This is a genomic window from Gracilimonas mengyeensis (assembly GCF_900182705.1).
In the GTDB taxonomy this organism is placed as follows: Bacteria; Bacteroidota; Rhodothermia; order Balneolales; family Balneolaceae; genus Gracilimonas; species Gracilimonas mengyeensis.
Window position 1 is genome coordinate 280,623 of sequence record NZ_FXTP01000004.1, and the last position, 18,887, is coordinate 299,509.

General features: G+C 45.0%; 12 protein-coding genes and 1 other RNA gene. 7 read left to right on the forward strand and 6 right to left on the reverse strand.

The window, feature by feature from the left end:
• Nucleotides 1–8: 8 nt before the first annotated feature.
• The gene (locus tag FN815_RS06505; protein ID WP_142453814.1) at nt 9–455 is read right to left on the reverse strand and encodes a GyrI-like domain-containing protein; all 447 of its coding nucleotides are present in this window, start codon (nt 453–455) and stop codon (nt 9–11) included.
• A 245-nt stretch (nt 456–700) separates the two neighbouring features.
• Between FN815_RS06505 and FN815_RS06510 the strand changes: the two genes are divergently transcribed.
• Both FN815_RS06510 and FN815_RS06515 read left to right on the forward strand, forming a co-directional pair.
• A complete protein-coding gene (locus tag FN815_RS06510; RefSeq protein ID WP_142453815.1) occupies nt 701–1,111 on the forward strand; it encodes a fasciclin domain-containing protein in 411 nt (136 codons plus the stop codon).
• 146 nt (nt 1,112–1,257) lie between these two features.
• A complete protein-coding gene (locus FN815_RS06515) occupies nt 1,258–2,358 on the forward strand; it encodes a Gfo/Idh/MocA family protein (RefSeq protein WP_142453816.1) in 1,101 nt (366 codons plus the stop codon).
• Nucleotides 2,359–2,812: 454 nt separating this feature from the next.
• On the opposite strand, the gene FN815_RS06520 is transcribed toward FN815_RS06515, so the two are convergent.
• Nucleotides 2,813–3,499 (reverse strand): 2'-5' RNA ligase family protein, encoded by a 687-nt coding sequence (locus FN815_RS06520; RefSeq protein WP_142453817.1) that lies wholly within the window; start codon nt 3,497–3,499, stop codon nt 2,813–2,815.
• A 548-nt stretch (nt 3,500–4,047) separates the two neighbouring features.
• Nucleotides 4,048–5,718: an amidase gene (locus FN815_RS06525; protein ID WP_142453818.1), complete on the reverse strand. Its 1,671-nt coding sequence runs from the start codon at nt 5,716–5,718 to the stop codon at nt 4,048–4,050.
• Nucleotides 5,719–5,875: 157 nt separating this feature from the next.
• Here FN815_RS06525 and FN815_RS06530 point away from each other — a divergent pair, with 157 nt between their 5' ends.
• Nucleotides 5,876–6,352, forward strand: coding sequence for a hypothetical protein (locus FN815_RS06530; RefSeq protein ID WP_142453819.1), 477 nt, complete (start codon nt 5,876–5,878; stop codon nt 6,350–6,352).
• A gap of 160 nt (nt 6,353–6,512) precedes the next feature.
• Nucleotides 6,513–6,881, forward strand: a transfer-messenger RNA (tmRNA) gene (ssrA, locus tag FN815_RS06535).
• A 495-nt stretch (nt 6,882–7,376) separates the two neighbouring features.
• On the opposite strand, the gene pflA is transcribed toward ssrA, so the two are convergent.
• The 3 genes from pflA to FN815_RS06550 form a co-directional block, all read right to left on the reverse strand.
• Entirely contained in the window at nt 7,377–8,111 is a 735-nt protein-coding gene (gene pflA / locus FN815_RS06540) for a pyruvate formate-lyase-activating protein (RefSeq protein ID WP_142453820.1), read from the reverse strand.
• Nucleotides 8,112–8,204: 93 nt separating this feature from the next.
• A complete protein-coding gene (gene pflB / locus FN815_RS06545; RefSeq protein ID WP_142453821.1) occupies nt 8,205–10,481 on the reverse strand; it encodes a formate C-acetyltransferase in 2,277 nt (758 codons plus the stop codon).
• 645 nt (nt 10,482–11,126) lie between these two features.
• On the reverse strand, nt 11,127–12,644 hold the full coding sequence (locus FN815_RS06550; RefSeq protein WP_142453822.1) for an OFA family MFS transporter: 1,518 nt from the start codon (nt 12,642–12,644) through the stop codon (nt 11,127–11,129).
• A gap of 678 nt (nt 12,645–13,322) precedes the next feature.
• Between FN815_RS06550 and FN815_RS06555 the strand changes: the two genes are divergently transcribed.
• From FN815_RS06555 to FN815_RS19205, 3 genes are all read left to right on the forward strand, one after another.
• Nucleotides 13,323–16,904, forward strand: coding sequence for a T9SS type A sorting domain-containing protein (locus FN815_RS06555; RefSeq protein WP_142453823.1), 3,582 nt, complete (start codon nt 13,323–13,325; stop codon nt 16,902–16,904).
• Nucleotides 16,905–17,257: 353 nt separating this feature from the next.
• Entirely contained in the window at nt 17,258–18,268 is a 1,011-nt protein-coding gene (gene fbp / locus FN815_RS06560; protein ID WP_142453824.1) for a class 1 fructose-bisphosphatase, read from the forward strand.
• A gap of 462 nt (nt 18,269–18,730) precedes the next feature.
• Entirely contained in the window at nt 18,731–18,862 is a 132-nt protein-coding gene (locus FN815_RS19205) for a hypothetical protein (RefSeq protein ID WP_281286771.1), read from the forward strand.
• The last annotated feature ends 25 nt before the right edge of the window (nt 18,863–18,887 follow it).

Sequence of the window (18,887 nt, forward strand, 5' to 3'; positions counted from 1 at the left end):
ATAGAACGTTACTTCCCGCTAAGAACCTCTACATACAAATCATGATATTCTTCCTCGCCGGAAGTCGTGTATCCGATATCCAGCTTAAAATCCCCGGCTTTGACCTCTTCTTTTTTGGCCCAATTATAGATTTTACCAAAGGAATCGGCGATTTCTTGAAGGCTGCCCTCGTGACGATAATGAATGTAGGTTTTTGCCGGAATGGCCACCGTTTCCATTCCTTTTGGAGGAAGTTGATTTTCTTTATTGGTCTGGGCACCAATAAGCTGCGTGTAGAGTCCATCCTCTTTTTTCAGACTGATATCCATCAATACGTCATCAGTTCTGTTTTCGATTTCGGGATAGCGCTTAAATAGTGTATTCCAGGCTTTGGGCATCACTTCCCACAATTCTTCCCATTGGGCGTGTACAATTATACCGGTAACGAAAAAGGCTTCTTTTTGAACAATCTTCAAGACTAAATCTCCTGCTTCTTATCGTTGATGCTGGTACCAATATAGAATTAAAGAAAATTATTTGAATGATAGGTAAACCAGACTGAAAATTTTCTGGAAATAGTTCTAATTCCTATAAAAAATTAGAACAGTTTAATGATCATAAGCGGGAACAAAATCAAGTATTCTGTATTCCAAGGGGTGAAGGAGTTTCAATAATTAGGCTGATTGGGTATCGGCCGCTCATTTAAAGTGACTGGAATGTTATGAATAATATAAGGTACATGACCATCGGTGTTACTGCCGTTCTGAGCATCATTATCTCAGCTTCGGCGGCTGTGCAGGCACAAAACGTGATAGAAGTTATTAGAACAAGCGAGCAGCATACCATTTTTGCCGAATTGCTGGCAGAAACACAGATGGATGAACTGCTTACCAAGGAAGGTCCCTTTACCGTTTTGGCACCAACCGATGCTGCTTTTGAGAACATGGGTGCGGAACTTGCAGAGATACGCAAGAATAAAGATCAGCTACAAAACCTGGTGATAGGTCACTTGTTTAATGATGAAATCCCACCCAGCGAAATTGAACAGGCTAAAAATGTAAATGTTACTCAAGGCAATCTTAAAGCAAGTAACGGCACGGTTCATGTGATTGACGAAGTATTGATCGATTAAAATCTGCTACTACCTACAAGAGAGCAAACTTGCCCGGTTCGAATACTCGACCGGGCTTTTTTATTTATGGGTATGGAATGTATTTTTAGGATCATTGCTTATAGATGATGTATAAAAACGTTGCTCACTTAAATCGAGGTACTTCCATGTCGAACCAGTTTTCACGAAGAGATTTTTTAAAAGCCACCGGTAGCTTACTAGCCGGAAGTTCTTTAATTGCCGGATTTCCTTCTATCATCATCCCCAAAAAGAAAGAGAAACTGGGGGTTGCACTGGTTGGCCTGGGGAGCTACGCTACCGGGCAGCTGGCACCGGGACTGCAGCTAACAGAGCACTGTGAACTGCGTGGTATTGTGACAGGAAGTCCATCTAAAATTCCCGTATGGCAACGAGAGTATGACATCCCCGATGCCAATGTCTACAATTACGAAACCATGCACGAAGTGGCCAATAACGATGATATAGACGTGATTTACATTGTACTGCCTACCGGATTGCATGCCAAATATGCGATTGTTGGAGCCGAGGCGGGCAAGCACGTATGGTGCGAGAAACCCATGGCAAAAACAGTGGAGGAGTGCCAGGGAATCATAGATGCGGCTAATAAAAATAAGGTGCAGCTGACGATTGGCTACCGCATGCAGCACGAGCCAAATACGCAGACCATCATTCGGTATGGACAAGAAGAAACCTATGGAGCGGTTACGGGCGTGCAAACAGGGGCTGGCTATAACGGGGCTCATCGAGAAGGCAACTGGCGGGCCGATGCCGAATTAGGTGGCGGCGCCTTGTATGATATGGGGGTGTATCCGATTAATGGTGCGCGGTACGCTACCAGCATGGAGCCGGTGCGGGTGCGAGGACGACAGTGGTCGGAGCGGAAAGAAATGTACAGTGAGGTGGATGAGTTTACTGAATTTGAGATGGAGTTTGCCAACGGAGTGATGGCGAAAGGAGAGACCAGCTTTGGTAAATCCACCAACTACCTGGATGTGGATGCCGAGGAGGGATGGTATCGCCTGCGTCCTTTCCAAACGTACAGAGGCGTTCAGGGCGAAACCAGCGATGGCACCCAACTACCGCCGGATCCCAATCACCAGCAAGCCCGGCAAATGGATAACGATGCTTTGGCCATCAAAGAAAATACAAAACCCATTGTGCCCGGAGAAGAGGGATTGAGGGATATCCGCATAGTAGAGGCGATCATGGAATCATCCCGGAAAGACGGAGCCTGGGTTAAATTGTAGATGATATGGTGATATGGTGTCCTCAATATTTCCAGAAATTGATGTAACGTTAATCATTCTGCCTTAGAAAGGATCTTTTAATGTAAAAATCATAACAACCCCATTCTATGGCATGAAAATAATTGTAAGTTAGCATACAGTTTTCCTGTTGATCTCGGGTTAGTAGAATTAAAACCGGTTAGGATAATGTCCCTCTTGGGAGAGGGCATACGGAATGAGCGTGCTCATGAAGCGAGGGAGAGGGAAGCCAAGAGCTCCAACAGCGTCTTAAAACACGAAATGCCTACTGGGTGGGCACTACCCTCTCTGGTTTTCAGCAGCACGAGGCTACTTGCAAACCGGTCTCTCCAAAGAGACACAGAATGTGGAGCGCTGAAAAAATTAACAGCTGCAAATTTTTAACGTTCAGGAAGCTATTGGTGAAAAGGTGATATAGTGATAAGGTCTGGCTTCGCTACTTCTTTAGATCGAAGGTTTTAAGATTTCTGACCTTTTCTTTTCGCTGATACCAGTCATTATAGACCAGTTCTGCCTGATCAATAACGAATGAGCCAAAAGAATGGTCTTTCCAGGATTCCATAACACCTACAAAAGAATCAGGATCAGTTAATGGTTTCCTAAACCGGAAGATGGTGGAGTGGGCGGTTTTTAGTTTGTATCGCTTATCGATGGTTTGGTAAACCGGACTTTGTTTGAAGGCTCCCCGAAGATGATCACGTAAAGTATTTAAGGCCTCTTTCTCCGGATAGCCGCAAATCATTACAGCCGCAGGTGAGGCTGTGATTCCCTCAAATTTAATTTCAAAGGGCGGGGTTTGCCTTAGGACTTCATGCACCAGGTTGATGTATGCTGTGGCTTCATTTCCATTAAGTTTAAAACCCGGCTGGCAGGAAACCAAAGACAGGATGGTAAGATGCAGATCAGAAGCAGGGTAATAATATTGATGCGGGGCATGTTTTCTAAGCTCCGTCTGAAACTCTTGAATTTTATTTGCCACTTCCCGCGAAGGACGGGCCAACAGAGTGATGCCAAAACGGGTGTCGTCTGTGGCATCTATATAAGGATCGGTTTTGATATTTCCGGTTTGTATTTGTGGAATTGAATCATCCCACAGACGCTGGTACTGTGTCTCTAAATCCATGCGTAGTTTTAAAAATTATTTTTGAGTTTCGTGATAATTTGATCGCCTGATAACCCATCAGAGCCAAATGGTAGAAGTTGATTATTTGCATATCTGCATATTAATGTAAAAAATCACACTCATTAAGAACTTTAAATACCTGACGTTTAAGCCAAGAACCTAATTCAAAAAGTTGATTACGAGCTATAGCCAAACCTCCGACTCACTTCTATGGTCACTGGTTATATCTTTTGGTTTTCAATACTAATCTATCCAAAGAGCTTCCCCGCTTGGACGGCCCCGAATAATTCGGGGAGGGGTGGGTTTGATAGTGCCAGTGTCCCAATGCTATCACCAGGCCAAATGTTTCTCAAAAAAAAATACTCAGGCTGTATTCTGCAGATCCTTCACTGCGCTTTCTGCACTTCGTTTAGAAAGGCTTAGTTCAGGATGAAAGAGGCTTTGTAGAACAATCTTAGCCGCCCTTCAGACGAACATTGCCATTCGGCAACAGGTGATTGAATGGTCCCCACCACTAAATCACTATATCACCATATCAGCAAACCACCTCATTCCACAAACAGAGGCGGGTGCTTAAGGTGATGCCCCGTAGTATCCTGATACGCCTTGGCAACAGAAAGTACGGTGGCTTCGTCAAACAAATCGCCTACAAAAGTGATACTGGTTGGACGGCCTTCATCCGTAAAGCCGTTCGGTAGCACTACACTAGGATGCCCCGTTAAATTGGTGATCAACAAATTGCCTCCGCCAAAAGCGGGTGAGAGGTATACATCCACTTGCTGCATCACCGAATCCATTTGCTGGATGAGCTGATAGCGGGCACGGTTGGCGTTGATATATTCTGTAGCCGGGATGAAATGTGCTGCCCGAAAGGTATTGGGCCACGCATTTGGCTCCTGCCACTGCATGCTGTCGTCCTGATTAGTCAGTGTGAGTTGATCAAAAGCGGCAGCACCCTCCGCGGTCAAAATCAAGCGCAGGGGGCCGGCGTCAAAATCCGGAAGTTCTACGGGAATGAGCTCCACGCCCAAATCCCGCATGGTTTCCAGCACCAGGCTGTCGCGTTGCTTATTCCAGTAATCCTGCTCAAAAGCTGATTTCAGATAGCCGATTTTCAGTTGGGTGATGTCCAAATTAGCATTATAGTTGAAAGGAAGGTCCACAATGGTTTGGTCGATACCGTCGGAGCCATAGATAGCATTAAATACGAGGGCGGCATCTTCTACGCTGCGTGTGATTGGACCGATTTTATCCATGGTCCAGCTGAGTGCCATAGCTCCGGTGCGGCTAACCCGTCCGTATGTAGGACGAAGTCCCGTAGTGCCATTTCGGGTAGATGGCGAAACGATGGAGCCCAATGTTTCCGTACCGATGGCAAAGGGGAAAACCCCAGCTGCCGTGCCTGCCGCAGATCCCGCCGAAGAACCACTGGATCCTTGCTCTAAATCCCAAGGATTATTAGTACGCCCTCCGAACCAAATATCGCCGTATGCCAAAGCACCCAGCGTGGTTTTAGCAATTAGGACGGCACCGGCTTCATCCAGTTTACGAATCACCGTAGCGGTTTCATCAATTTCCTGATCTTTATAGGGAGCGGCTCCCCATGTGGTTTTATAGCCTTCAACGGCCAGCAAGTCTTTAGCGCCGTAGGGGATACCGTGTAGCGGTCCGCGATAGATGCCCTGTTCCAGTTCCGCATCCATCTGCTGGGCGCGTTCCATAGCGCGCTCTCGCGTTACGGTGATGATGGCTTCCAGCTGCTCGTCATATTGTTCAATCCGGTCCAGAAAAAACTCCGTGAGTTCAACAGAACTGATTTTTCCTTCTTTAATTAGGTATGATAATTCCCCGATGGTATAAAAAGCCAGATCGTTTTTATTTTCAGGCAGAGTTACATTTTGTGGTAAATCCCAAACCTGGCTGCGTTGCTGAAAATCAAATTGTTTACCGGCGGGAATTGGATTGAAATTAAGGGCGGGAGGGATGGAGTTGTTGAGATTAAATTCCCGGATAGCCTGTAAATCATCCCGGGTATCGGTGAGGCTTTCAATCATGGTATCACGCTCGGTCTGGGTGAATTCCAGCCCGATGACCGATGCGGCATCTTCAATCATCGACGAGGTGATAGGGGCGTCTTTATTTGTAATCATAGTGAAAGCGAGGAGAAAGCCGAGACCAATTCCTCCCATGAAGAGAAAGAAAGTAGATGTTTTTTTCATTGATGTCCTTCTGTAGAAATTTTTATGGTAGCGCTTATAAAATAGTCTGTTGGATCATTAATTAACAGAATAAGGGAGAAAATCCGTGCCAAAGGAATGTGCCTGAACGTAGTTTTTAGCATTTATAAATAATAATTCTCAAATTAAGACCATTAAAGTGAAGAGAAATTTTCAGATAAAAAATCTTAAATGGGGCGAAAAAATGAAATTTACTTCTTTTATACTCACCACAGTGCTTTTGTTTTGTACCGGCTGCATGCAAAATGACGAACTAATTGTTGAAGATGAAAATATTATAGGCAGCTGGCGATCTGAACAGATTACCATAAATGGCTTGGATGGTGATGAAATTTCAGATTGGCTGAATACCAGCATTATAATGAATGTAGGAGAGAGTGGAACGTATTACAGAAATTATGAAAGTGGCTGGTGGGAATTGAGTAATGAAGAACTAATTTTAAAATCCCATCCAAGTCTGAAACTTCCCGACAGGCATTTTAAAATTATTGGCTATACTAAAAATTCCCTCACTCTTAGAGCGGAATTAACGGAAAGTGAGTACTGCTGTAATTTCGATGAATTTGAAAGCGATAAACAGTTAGTAATTATTGAAAAATTTATTAAGGATAAGTGAAATAGAAATAAGTGATAATTTGGGCGCTATTTTCTTTCGTTAGAATAATAAGACCCAAATGATCTCGTTATAATAATTGTTTTGTACGGAACAAAGGAGTACAAGCCGTAGTTAATATTGGCTGAAATTCTCCTTATCTTAAAGTGTTCTTTGAAATTCTGGGGGTGTTCTGGATTCGACGGGTTGAGTATTACCGTTGGTTGCGTGTCGAGATTGTCCAATGGATCTCGTAATAACATCCATTATGGATCAAAAGTAATTGACAATAATTACTCTTACCGCTTAGCAGCATAAACTGACTAAGCCGTCCCGCTGGTTAAGTGCCTGTCATTGCCAGCCTGGACGTCATACAAGACAGGATAGCGTAAGCGTGCTTTCTGTCGCGTTTACGTAAAACTTTAACAGAATAGTCTGAAGTCGCTTAGGTACTGGGCTCGGCTTTAGGCGAAATTCCAATCAGTACCTACACATGTAGATGCTAACAGGTCTACCTTCCCGGACCGGGGTTCGACTCCCCGCACCTCCACAATTCATATTCAAACTAAGCCAAAGTGCCTTTAAAGCGCTTTGGCTTTTTGTTTTAGGGGTGATTTTGAAGGTTCTGGTGACCTATACGGTGACCCATTTGGCCTTATACCTGATTGCCATCATAACACATCTCGTTGCGAAGGTCCACCTTCCAGAAATTCTTGAATGAATTCAGAAAAATAATGAACAGGTTATAAGTTCTTCTTTGCAGAGAAAACAATCCAAAGGAGAGAACCATGATTACACCGGATTAATGAGATTACCGCGATTTTTTTAAATCCTGTACATCTTAGAAATCCTATAAATCATGGTTCAAAATGCAGGAGTTAAACCGGGATTGGGATGGTTAATTCAGCTTAATTATTCCTCTACTATAAAAAGAAAACGGTGGTTAGTAATCCATTATCTATCAATACTTATCTTCCAATTCCTTATCTCTTAAAAACAGCCAAAACTCAGACTGACAAATCCGTCAAAACATCCCTAACCAAGAATCCTAATAAACCACCAAGCCTTCTTTCTCAAACTGGGCTTTGGTTTCGGTGATCAAGTCGGTAGTGGGTTCTTCGATATCGAACAGTTCGTAATTCATGTCGAGGGCTTCCCATTTGTACTCACCCATTTTATGGAAGGGCAGGACTTCAACTCGTTCAACATTACCAAGTTTGTAGAGATAGCCCGCCATTTTTCGGATGGCATCCATGTGATCGGTATAGCCAGGCACCAGTACAAAACGCAGCCAAACCGGTCTGTTCATAAAAGCCAGGCGCTCGGCAAAGTCGAGGGTAGGTTGTAAATCTACGCCGGTAACCCGTTTATAGCCTTCAGGCTCGAAGTGCTTGATGTCGAGCAGTACCAGGTCGGTGAAGGACAGCAATTCGTCATCGGCTTTAGGCCCTAAGAACCCAGAGGTATCCAATGCGGTATGCAGGCCCATCATCTTGCAACCTTCAAAAACAGTTTTTACAAACTCGGGTTGCCATAGCGGCTCTCCGCCTGAAATAGTCACGCCACCTTTCATAGAAAACAGCATCTCTTTTTGTTTGGCGATGGCCCTGAGTTCGGTATAGGCATCGGTTTGGGTGCCGCCTTTGTAGCGGCGCGTGTCCGGGTTGTGGCAATACACACATTTGAGTGGGCATCCGTTTAAGAAAAGCACACGCCGTATTCCGGGACCGTCTAATGTTCCAGCGGTTTCTACTGAGTGGAGATATCCGGTTACATTTTCCATTTTTTTGACCTCATTTAAAAAAAGGGAGCACGTAATGCAGTTGGTGCTCCCTTTGTACCATTTACTTAGAATATCCCGTTATTTTTGGGATGATCAGTTTTTGTCGTGGAATGTTCGCGAAACGACATCCATCTGCTGCTCTTTGGTCAACTTATTGAAGTTAACCGCATAGCCAGATACCCGAACCGTTAGTTGCGGGTATTTCTCGGGATGATCCATGGCATCTACCAAAGTTTCACGATCAAATACGTTCACGTTGATGTGGTGTCCGCCTTCGTTGAAATATCCGTCCAGCAGGTTCACCATGTTTTCCACGCGATCCTCTTCTGTACGTCCCAGCGCTCCGGGAACGATAGAGAAGGTGTAAGAGATACCGTCTTGTGCATACTCGTAAGGCAGTTTCGCCACAGAACGCATACTGGCAACGGCGCCGTTTTTGTCACGACCGTGCATGGGGTTTGCACCTGGGCCAAATGGTTCGCCTTTCTTACGGCCATCCGGAGTGTTTCCGGTTTTGTTACCATACACCACGTTGGAAGTAATAGTCAGGATAGATTGAGTTGGCTCTGAGTTGCGGTATGTAGGCTGTTTTTTCAGCTTGCTCATGAAGGTTTTAACCAACTCACGGGCAATGCTGTCCACACGGTCGTCATCGTTACCAAATACAGGGAATTCACCGGTGGTTTCGAAGTCGGTGGCTAAGCCTCTTTCATCCCGCAGAATGCGAACTTTGGCATACTTACAAGCACTCAGGGAATCGGCTACTACCGACAGACCGGCAATACCGCAGGCCATCGTACGGAATACATCCCGATCGTGAAGGGCCATTTCAAGGCGCTCGTAGTAATATTTGTCGTGCATGTAGTGGATAGCATTCAAGGCGTTCATATAAGTAGCCGCCAGCCATTCCATCATGGCGTCAAACTTGGGTACCAGTTCTTCATAAGTGAGGAACTCACCGGTGATTGGGGCAAATTCCGGTGCTACCTGATCGCCGGATACTTCATCTTTACCACCGTTGATGGCATACAGCAGTGTTTTAGCCAGGTTGGCACGGGCACCGAAGAACTGCATTTGTTTACCTATTTTCATGGCAGATACACAGCAGGCAATTCCATAATCATCGCCATAGTAACCGCGCATCAGGTCATCATTTTCATACTGAAGGGATGATGTTTGGATGGAAGTATCCACACAGAATTTCTTGAAGCCTTCCGGCAGATTTTCTGACCACAGCACCGTTAAGTTGGGCTCGGGAGCGGGACCTAAGTTATGCAGGGTCTGTAGGAAGCGGAAGGAAGTTTTAGAAACCAGCGAGCGGCCGTCAAGACCGATACCGCCAATGACTTCCGTTACCCAGGTAGGGTCGCCGGAGAATAACTCATCATACTCAGGTGGACGCATGAAGCGTACCATACGGAGTTTCATCACCAGGTGGTCAATGATTTCCTGGGCTTCGTCTTCATTCAGTTTGCCTTCAGCAATATCACGTTCCATGTAGATGTCGATGAAGGTAGAAACTCGTCCGAATGACATGGCAGCACCGTTTTGCTCTTTCACTGCAGCCAGGTAACCAAAGTATAACCATTGAACAGCTTCGGTAGCATTTTCTGCCGGTTTGGAAATGTCGAAGCCATAGCTGGCTGCCATTTCTTTCAGTTCATTCAGTGAACGAATTTGTTCGTTCAGCTCTTCTCTCAATCGAATAGTTTCTTCATTCAGGTTGTTGAGTTCAAGAGAATCCAGTTGTTCGTTTTTGTCTTCCAGCAGACGGTCAATACCATAGAGGGCAACACGTCGGTAGTCACCAATAATACGGCCACGGGCATAAGAATCTGGCAGGCCGGTTATGATACCGGAAGAGCGGGCACTGCGAATGTCTGAGGTATAGGCATCAAACACGCCGTCATTGTGGGTTTTGCGTATTTTGTCGAAGGCATCCTGGGTTTTTTCAGAAAAGGTAAATCCATGGCTTTCCAGTGCCTTGCGGGCCATGCGGATTCCTCCAAAAGGCATCATGGAACGCTTGAGCGGGGCATCGGTTTGCAGCCCGACAATTCGTTCCAGTTCTTCATCAATGTAGCCGGGGCCGTGTGAAACAATGGATGATACCAATTCATTATCGGCATCCAGCACACCTTCTTTTTGTTCTTTGATCATCAGATTCAGAACCTGTTGCCAAAGCAACTGTGTGGTGTCAGTTGGTCCACTCAGGAAAGAGGCGTCGCCTTCATATGGAGTGTAGTTTTTTTGAATAAAATTTCTAACATCAATTTCAGTATTCCAGGTACCTGCGGTGAAATCGCGGTAGTAGGAAGGGATGTCGTCACTTAAGAAAGGTAACGTAGGGTTCTGGTCAGTCGCTTTCATAGTATGTTTGGTTTACAGGATTATTTATTATGTATTTGCGGCCGAATGAATTTCGGTTATAATGAAATAACTGAAATAAAGTTAGGGTTACTCTTTGATGAGTTAGTTTTCAATTTTTTCATTACCGTGTACTTTAATTTCTTGCTCCCATATTATTGCTGATGTGTGAAGACCAAGTAAATTTTTCTACTGAATAGCGCCTAAGTGAATAAATTAACACTCGGTTAACTTTGGTGTTTTATGAAGAGTGGATGAAGTATTCTGATGATTTCTGGGGGATTACCCTAATGCGTTTACCGGTTAGAATATAATTTAAATGGGTTCAGAACGGAGTAAACTCGCCAGTCTTCTCCAAAACCTCTGCATTCTGAAAGGATACCACGTAAATAGCCCCGGGTGTAGCCTGCGAAACCCGAGGAACATAATCCCAAAGAAGTCCCAACCCTGAAGGGGTTGCACAAGAATACCACCCGTATGTATGTAAATGTCCCGCAACATTGAACCCAGTTCGGGATTTTGCTGGGCCGATAGAATTGCTTGTCATCCGCTATGCGGTTTTACCCTGGATTATTATTGTTTGACCCATTCAGGGGTCTTTTTATCAATTTCATCCAAGGGTTTAGCTCTCAGATAGGATTCCTGTAATTAATCAAAAGCTTGTTCTACATCTCCCTTGTAGCTTACGGATCGTGCTTTTTCAGTAGCTGGCTTTTGTATGCGGCGTATTTCCAGTTTCATAAGCAGAGAAACTACCAGAGCCACTACAAAGGCACCGCCAAATACATATAGGCTTTGCTGGTAGCTCTTGGTTTGTTCGTACACGTAGGCATTAAGTAGCGGGCCAACGATACCGGCGAGCGACCAAGCCGTCAGAATAAACCCGTGAATGGTCGGCATCTCTTTCAGCCCAAAAAGATCACTGATGTAGGCCGGAATACTGGCAAAACCACCGCCGTAGCAGGTTAATATCACAAAAGTAACCAGCATAAAGAGAACAGGGCTGGTGGTAAGATTGGCAAGCAATGGGAAGGCTAAAATCTGTATCAAAAAAAATGCCACGTAGGTGTTACTGCGGCCAATATAATCGGACAAAGAAGCCCACATGATACGCCCTAAGCCATTAAACAGTGAAATACCCATCACCAGCAGGGTTGACATTTCTACAGAAAGGCGAACCATCTCGTAGCCCATTTTTTTGGCGGTGGCGATCACTGCAATTCCACAGGCCACATTGATGAATAACATGATCCAGAGCCCATAGAAGCCTGGAGTTTTTAGAGCTTCAAAGGCGGTGACTTCAGGTACGTTAACCATGTTTTGTTTTGAAACCGCATTATCACCGCTGAAATATTTTTCGGCATAATCGGCTGGCGGTGGGGTGATGTACAGGGCACTGGGAAGCATCACAATAAGATAGATGACGCCGAGCGCTAAGAAAGCGATCACAATGGAAGATTTATCATACAGTACTACGGTTTTAAAGGGGGCATTAGCTTCCTGTATACTTTGATAAAGAGCACTTTCCTCCTGTCCCTGCCGCTGCAATTCGGTGAGTTCGGATTCATTGGCTTTGAAATCAGCCAGGGAGGGAACCCCGGCAAGCATAGTTTCTACTTTGGCGGCATTGCTGGATTGCAGATCCACATATTCTTTAGCAGAGAGTTCTTTTGGGAGTACCAATTCGGCCTGGGCTGGATTAAACACATCAATCAAATGGGCACAAACCAGGCCGCCAAAACCAAATCCCATGATAGCCAGACCGGTGGCAAGACCTCTGCGGTCGGGGAACCACTTCACAAGGGTAGAAACGGGAGAGATGTAGCCAAGCCCGAGACCTATCCCACTTATCACCCCAAAAAACAGGTAGAATAACCAGATGCTTTCAAGGTAAGCGGCGAGGGCTGAACCGAATAATCCTACTGAAAAGAAGGCGGCAGAAAGTAAGCCACCTTTAGATGGACCATGACGTTCAATAAGCCGGCCCAAAACGGCTGCGGATAATCCAAGGAAGAAAATGGCGATACTAAAGGCCAGGGAGGTACTGGTGGCAGACCATCCAAAGGTATTTTCCAGGGGCATTTTCCACGCACTATAGGCGTAAACCGATCCGATAGATATATGAATGCCTACTGCTGATGCTGCGATAAACCAACGATTTTTCATAGAATTAGATTTTTAAACTTTGCGACCTTTCTGAAAAGTGCCGCATAGATACGGGCGCTATATGAACGAATTATGAAAGGCAGGTAGATTGTTTTAGTTGCATCTTGATACCTAAAATTCCAAAAAAGCTTTATGATGAGTGATCACCTGATGCAGAACCAGTTAGGCGCAGTATAAAACCAGTAAAAGCAATAACTGGAAGGGCTTTCTGAGAAGGGGATTTTCGCGCACAAAAAAAGCAGTTTTAGAGGACAAAAAAAGGACTAAAAAAGTGTATTAACACTTATTTAAGGCATGTTTTATATAGATTTTTATACAATAAAATCAGGTAAATCATACAATTACTGGGACAGGGCAAAGTTTGGCGGCTATTTGAGCCTCTGACAGGGAATTTATTTCTTGACTTTTCCCGAGTTTAGCTTAACTTAAGAGAAGTTACTTAACCGATAACTTAGATTGCAATTTTGAATCAATTCAGCTAACAAATTCATCGCTTAATAGTTATAGATATCGGTAAGTAACGGGCAGTTAGCGACGTTTTTAAAATTTTGATGGGTTTTAGTGAAAATTAACTTAACCGGTTATGGAGATTTTGGTGAAAGTGCCCATCTCTTAGAGGCTTAAAACAGTTTTATTCTGTAAATCATAAACGGAACAACAAGTAAAATAGGAGAAGTAATGACACGCACATATACTAAATTATTAACAACGTTTTTGGTAGCGCTTTTTGCGTATGCAGGAGCCATGGCACAAGAGAGCGGAGATTTCCGATCTGCAGCTAGTGGCGACTGGAGTGCAACGGCTACCTGGGAAACTTATGACGGTTCGGCCTGGACCGCTGCCTCCGCAGCACCTGCCGGAACCGAGAATATCACCATTTTGGCTGCTCATTCAGTATCCATTGATGTAGCTGTTGTCATTACTGGCACGCTTACCGTTGACGGATCAGGAGCAGATGCTGGTGGTTCTCTTGCTGTTACAGATGGTTCACTAACTGTGTCAGACGGTGGTACCTATGTTCATGCAAGGGATGCCGGTGATTTACCAATGGCCACATGGGAGACAGGTTCTACTATTGAGTTTACCGGTGTGTTAGCCGACGAGCCCGATAACACCGATCAGGCTTTCTATAATGTAGTTTGGAACAACTCCGGTCAGGTTAGCAATGTGAGTATGGGTTGGAATGATTACACTCTTGCAGGTAATCTCACCGTGCTTAATTCAAACGGAAGTCAGTTCCGCTTGTCTTCTGCCGGTGATGAAGGCGATCCTGCCCGAAGCATTACCATTAACGGAAACATTGTGGTAGATGGAGAAAATTCTGAATTCACTTCCACCGGCTCCGGTGATATCTTCGATTACAATATTGAGGTGATGGGGGATATCGAAGTGACCAATGGCGGTTATTTTTCAGCCAGCCGTGGTAGTGGTGGTCGTGCTGTATGGACGCTGCACGGCGATCTGACGGTAGATAATGGCCGTATCGGTGAGTCTGATATTGACAAACATGGTCAGCGCAGAACTTTTGTATTTGCCGGCACTGAAGCCCAAACTATTTCCGGTAACGAAGTAGAAACGAACAGTACTCTTTATTATGAAATTGCATCCGATGCGAATGTGACGGTTGCAGCAGGTGAATTCCCAATGGATTCCCTGACCGTACAAGGCGAACTAACCCTGGAAGGAAACCTGGTAGCGAGCGGTCCGGTAGTTGTTGACGGCGGTAGCATCACCGTTGCGGATGGCGGTACCTATACCCATAACTACGATGCAGGTGAAGTCCCTGACGCCACCTGGGAAGTAGGATCTACCATTGCCTTTACGGGAATTTTAGCTGATGAGCCTGACAACATTGAACAGGACTTCTATAATGTAGTCTGGAACAATGATGAACAGGTAAGTAATATCAGCATGGGTTGGAATGATTACACCCTTGCAGGCAACCTAACCGTCTTGAATTCAAACGGAAATCAGTTCCGCTTGTCTTCTGCCGGTGATGAAGGCGATCCTGCCCGAAGCATTACCATTAACGGAAACATTGTTGTAGATGGTGAAAACTCTGAGTTTACGTCTACCGGTTCCGGTGACATCTTCGATTATAATATTACCGTTATGGGTAATATTGAAGTAACCAACGGTGGTTTCCTTTCTGCCAGCCGTGGTAGTGGAGGCCGTGCCGTTTGGACACTTTACGGTGATCTTACCGTGAATGACGGCGAATTGGGCGAATCCGATATCGACAAACACGGACAGATGCGTACTTTCGTATTTGCTGCCGATACGGCTGATGGCGGAAATACCATTACGGCCAACGAAGTATCTTATGATGGCGACGTTTATTTTGAAATTGCCGATTCTGCAGGTGTCACGCTTGCCGAAGGTTCTGACTTCCTCGTGGAAGGATATGTAACCAATCACGGTACTTTTGATGTTGCTGATGGCGCGACCTTGCGCTTTTCTGGCAGCGAAGCCGTATATGTTCACGCACAGGATGGTGGCGACGTGCCTACTGCAACCTGGGAAGAAGGTTCAACGGTGATGTTTAATAACATTGTAACCAGTGGACCGGGCAATGCCAGCCAGGACTTCTATAATATTGTGATCAACTCACCCGGAAACGTAAGTAACAATGATCTGGGTATGCGTAACAACACTATTGGTGGCGATATTGATATTGTAAGTACTGGTGAAGCCCGCATTTACTTTACCCAACCTGAGGCGTTTGATACACTGTCTATTGATGTGATGGGAGATATCCACATGCAATCTGGTGCATTCTCTACCAATGGAACCGGAAACGGAGCCTCTCAGATTACCGTAAATCATTACGGAAGTATCACGGTGGACGATGGTAACTTCTCTATTTCCCGCGGATCAGGTCCTATGGTTTACTGGTACCTGCATGAAGGCGATTTCACCTTTAACGCAGGTAAAACACAGAACTCAGCACCACGCGAAGGTAGTGCATTTATCTTCTCTGGTGAAGACTCTGTACAAACACTATCGGTTACGGAAGATGTAGAGCTAGATAATCTGCCGTGGACGGTAGACTCCCTGGCTACACTGGATATTGGTGATAGTGACTTTGGTGGCATGAGCTCTATCATAGAAGTAAAAGCCGGAGGAAACCTGGCCACTTCTCATGAGCTGGGCTTTGATGAAAATTTAGATGCTCAAATTTTGGAATTATCGCGTGAAGCCGGATACATTCTTAACGGAGACATAGCCCAGGCAACTGGCTTTAACCTTCCATTGGTAGTAAATTCTCTGACAATTGATAACGAAGCAGGTGTGGTCCAATCCCGTGGAATTACCATTAATGAGTCACTGGTACTGGCAAGTGGAGTATTTGATAATACAATTGGACTGAATTTTGGCGAAGAAGCCGAAATAGTATATGAAGAAGGTAGCCTGCTCATTCCTGTTGAAGGAGAAGAGCTGCCTATTCCGGAACCTCCTTACGAAGTGGGCGATACATTGAACTACAACGGTAGCTTTACTGCTGCAGAAGTAGGAGATACGGAAGTAGATGCCTGGTTAATAGAGGGCACAGAAGGTTCTTCATTCTCTGTGGTAGAAGATGCGGCAGACGATGACGGCCGTGCGCTTGAGTTTATGGTATCCCATTCTGGTTCAGACTGGTATTCCTCTCAGGCTGTTAACGAGCCTATTAATGTGGTTGAAGGAGAAAGATATGTAGCATCTGTTTATCTGAAAGCAGATGAAGCTGGACGCCTTGTTCGCTTCTATGCCGGGGTACCGGAAAGCGGCGGATGGGAAAGAGTTCGCGGATGGGAAACTCCACAATTAGAGTTAACCACTGAATGGGAAGAGTATAGCTTTGAATTCACTGCTACGGCTGCCCATGAAGAGCACGGAATGCGTCTTGCATTTGAATTTAACAATGAAGCAAACGACGGCGGAACCATTTATATCGACAACACTACGCTTGTGAAGCAGATGACTGTTTCCAACGAAGTGACCGATAACGTGCCTACCGAGTTTGCACTCAACCAGAACTATCCAAACCCGTTCAACCCAACTACCACCATCAGTTATGATGTACCGGAAGCTACCAATGTAACACTAACGGTATTTGATATTACCGGACGACAGGTAGCGGAATTGGTTAACGGACGTAAAAGTGCAGGAACGCATACCATAGAGTGGAATGCAACCCAGTTTGCTACGGGAATTTACCTGTACCGCATTACAGCCGGAAACTTTACCGCTGTACGCAAGCTTACGCTGATCAAATAATGGATGTGATCGCGTAAAGCATATTTAACTGCTTGAATACACCATCCGGGGAGCCTTGCCTATATGATTGAGGCCCCTGGATGTGTGTATTTTTTTTATCTGTTATTGATTCTATGGTTTGATGGTTAACCTTTTTTTAATCATCACACTATAGAAATTATTAATGGGTTTGAATTAATGATTTAAAGGGCTTATCTCGGTAATTCAGGGTATCTCAAGAAATGTGTATGATTTCTTTGTGGACTGACATACTTAAAAGAGTTATAAGAGCGAAACATTTATGAGGGTTTAAGGCCTCCAAGAAAAATTAAACTGGAGAGCAGAGACTTTATTAAACATGAAATCAGAGGAAGATGGATAGACAAAAAGAATTGATTACACTGGAAGAATATATCATTCATGCCCAGAATAAATTCCCGGGGGCAACAGGTGAGCTTTCACAACTGCTGAGAGATATTGGTTTGGCGGCCAAAATTATTTCCCGGGAAGTGAACAAAGCCGGTATTACTAACATACTGGGTTTGGAAGGATCGGAGAATGTACACGGCGAAAACGTGAAGAAGCTGGACTTGTTTGCGAATGAGCAGCTTATTTCCGCGCTAAGCCGCTCAAATATCACCTGTATGGTGATATCGGAAGAAAATGAGGGCTTGGTACGCCTAAGTGCCGATGCAGGCAAATACATTGTATTTATGGATCCGCTTGATGGCTCCTCCAATATTGATGTGAGTTTAAGTATTGGAAGTATCTTTTCAATCTATATGCGGCCCGAAGGCAAACACAAACTTACCGATCAGGATGCCTTGCAACCCGGTGTAAAGCAAGTGGCCGCGGGCTATGTACTTTATGGCTCCAGTACGGTGCTTGCTTATACAACCGGACTTGGAGTGCGCATTTTTACGCTGGATCCTTCAATTGGTGAATTCATCCTGAGCCAGCGTGATGTCAAGATTCCGGATTATGGAAACATCTACAGTGCGGATGAAGGAAGCTATAATTTCTGGGATCCCGGCTTGAAGCAATACGTTAAATACTGTCAGCAAATAGATGCGGATACCGGACGGCCCTATAAAGCGCGATATGTGGGCTGTATGGCCGCGGATGTACACCGTACGTTGATGCAGGGCGGCATTTTTATGTATCCGGACAGCACCAGGTATCCCAATGGTAAACTGCGGCTGATGTATGAATGTAATCCCCTGAGTTTCATTATCGAGCAAGCGGGTGGTATGGCAATCGATGGCAAGGGGAGAATCATGGAGATACAGCCGCAGGCTATTCATGAATGTACGCCTGTGTACATTGGCTCCAAGAAAAATGTGGAGAAGCTGAAAGAGTTTATTGATCAATACGACGGGGAGTAAATAGAGCACGTTGGTAGCTTCTAATTGCGAAATCTGAAGCAGGAGCTTCCCATGGGTATTCCACCGAGTAATTCGGGAGAGCTCGGGAACGAGCCATTAAAACCATAGCCGGGCAAATCTGCCCGACCTACGACCACATTCGATTCCCTAGACCCAGGATCTTTTCAAGTTAACGTGAGTTCGAGATAAGAAATAAGTTGCTCCGGCCTTCAGGCCGGTGAAAGCGTATCTCTTTTGTAAAGAACCCGAATTTTGATGGTATTAACGTCCATAGGTTGGTTGAGGGTTGGTGGCAAGAATAGTAAAGGGTCATATAGCCAAAGCTTTGAAGAGTGTGTATTCTCGTACATTCATTGGGGCAAAGCTTTATTGGTCTCAGCCGAGGGTTAAAAACCCTGCACTTTTAGTGCAGCACTTTAGTATTCCGAAACAATCTAATGGCTAAGATCATGGGGTCATCCTATGCTTGGGAAAGAAAGTGAGATGGCAGATATTTCACTAAATAAAGGCGGTGGAAGGGCAGGTACACAGTTGTTGGTCATTGAGCCAAAGAGCTCGTTCAGAATGATTGACCTGCCATCTTCCACACTATGATCATGAACAGTTCAGTAGGCCCTGG

Coding starts and splice junctions, on each gene's coding strand:
- FN815_RS06510 (WP_142453815.1), top strand. CDS start 701: ATGAATAATATAAGGTACATGACCATCGGTGTTACTGCCGTTCTGAGC.
- FN815_RS06515 (WP_142453816.1), top strand. CDS start 1,258: ATGTCGAACCAGTTTTCACGAAGAGATTTTTTAAAAGCCACCGGTAGC.
- FN815_RS06520 (WP_142453817.1), bottom strand. CDS start 3,499: ATGGATTTAGAGACACAGTACCAGCGTCTGTGGGATGATTCAATTCCA.
- FN815_RS06525 (WP_142453818.1), bottom strand. CDS start 5,718: ATGAAAAAAACATCTACTTTCTTTCTCTTCATGGGAGGAATTGGTCTC.
- pflA (WP_142453820.1), bottom strand. CDS start 8,111: ATGGAAAATGTAACCGGATATCTCCACTCAGTAGAAACCGCTGGAACA.
- pflB (WP_142453821.1), bottom strand. CDS start 10,481: ATGAAAGCGACTGACCAGAACCCTACGTTACCTTTCTTAAGTGACGAC.
- FN815_RS06550 (WP_142453822.1), bottom strand. CDS start 12,644: ATGAAAAATCGTTGGTTTATCGCAGCATCAGCAGTAGGCATTCATATA.
- FN815_RS06555 (WP_142453823.1), top strand. CDS start 13,323: ATGACACGCACATATACTAAATTATTAACAACGTTTTTGGTAGCGCTT.
- fbp (WP_142453824.1), top strand. CDS start 17,258: ATGGATAGACAAAAAGAATTGATTACACTGGAAGAATATATCATTCAT.
- FN815_RS19205 (WP_281286771.1), top strand. CDS start 18,731: ATGCTTGGGAAAGAAAGTGAGATGGCAGATATTTCACTAAATAAAGGC.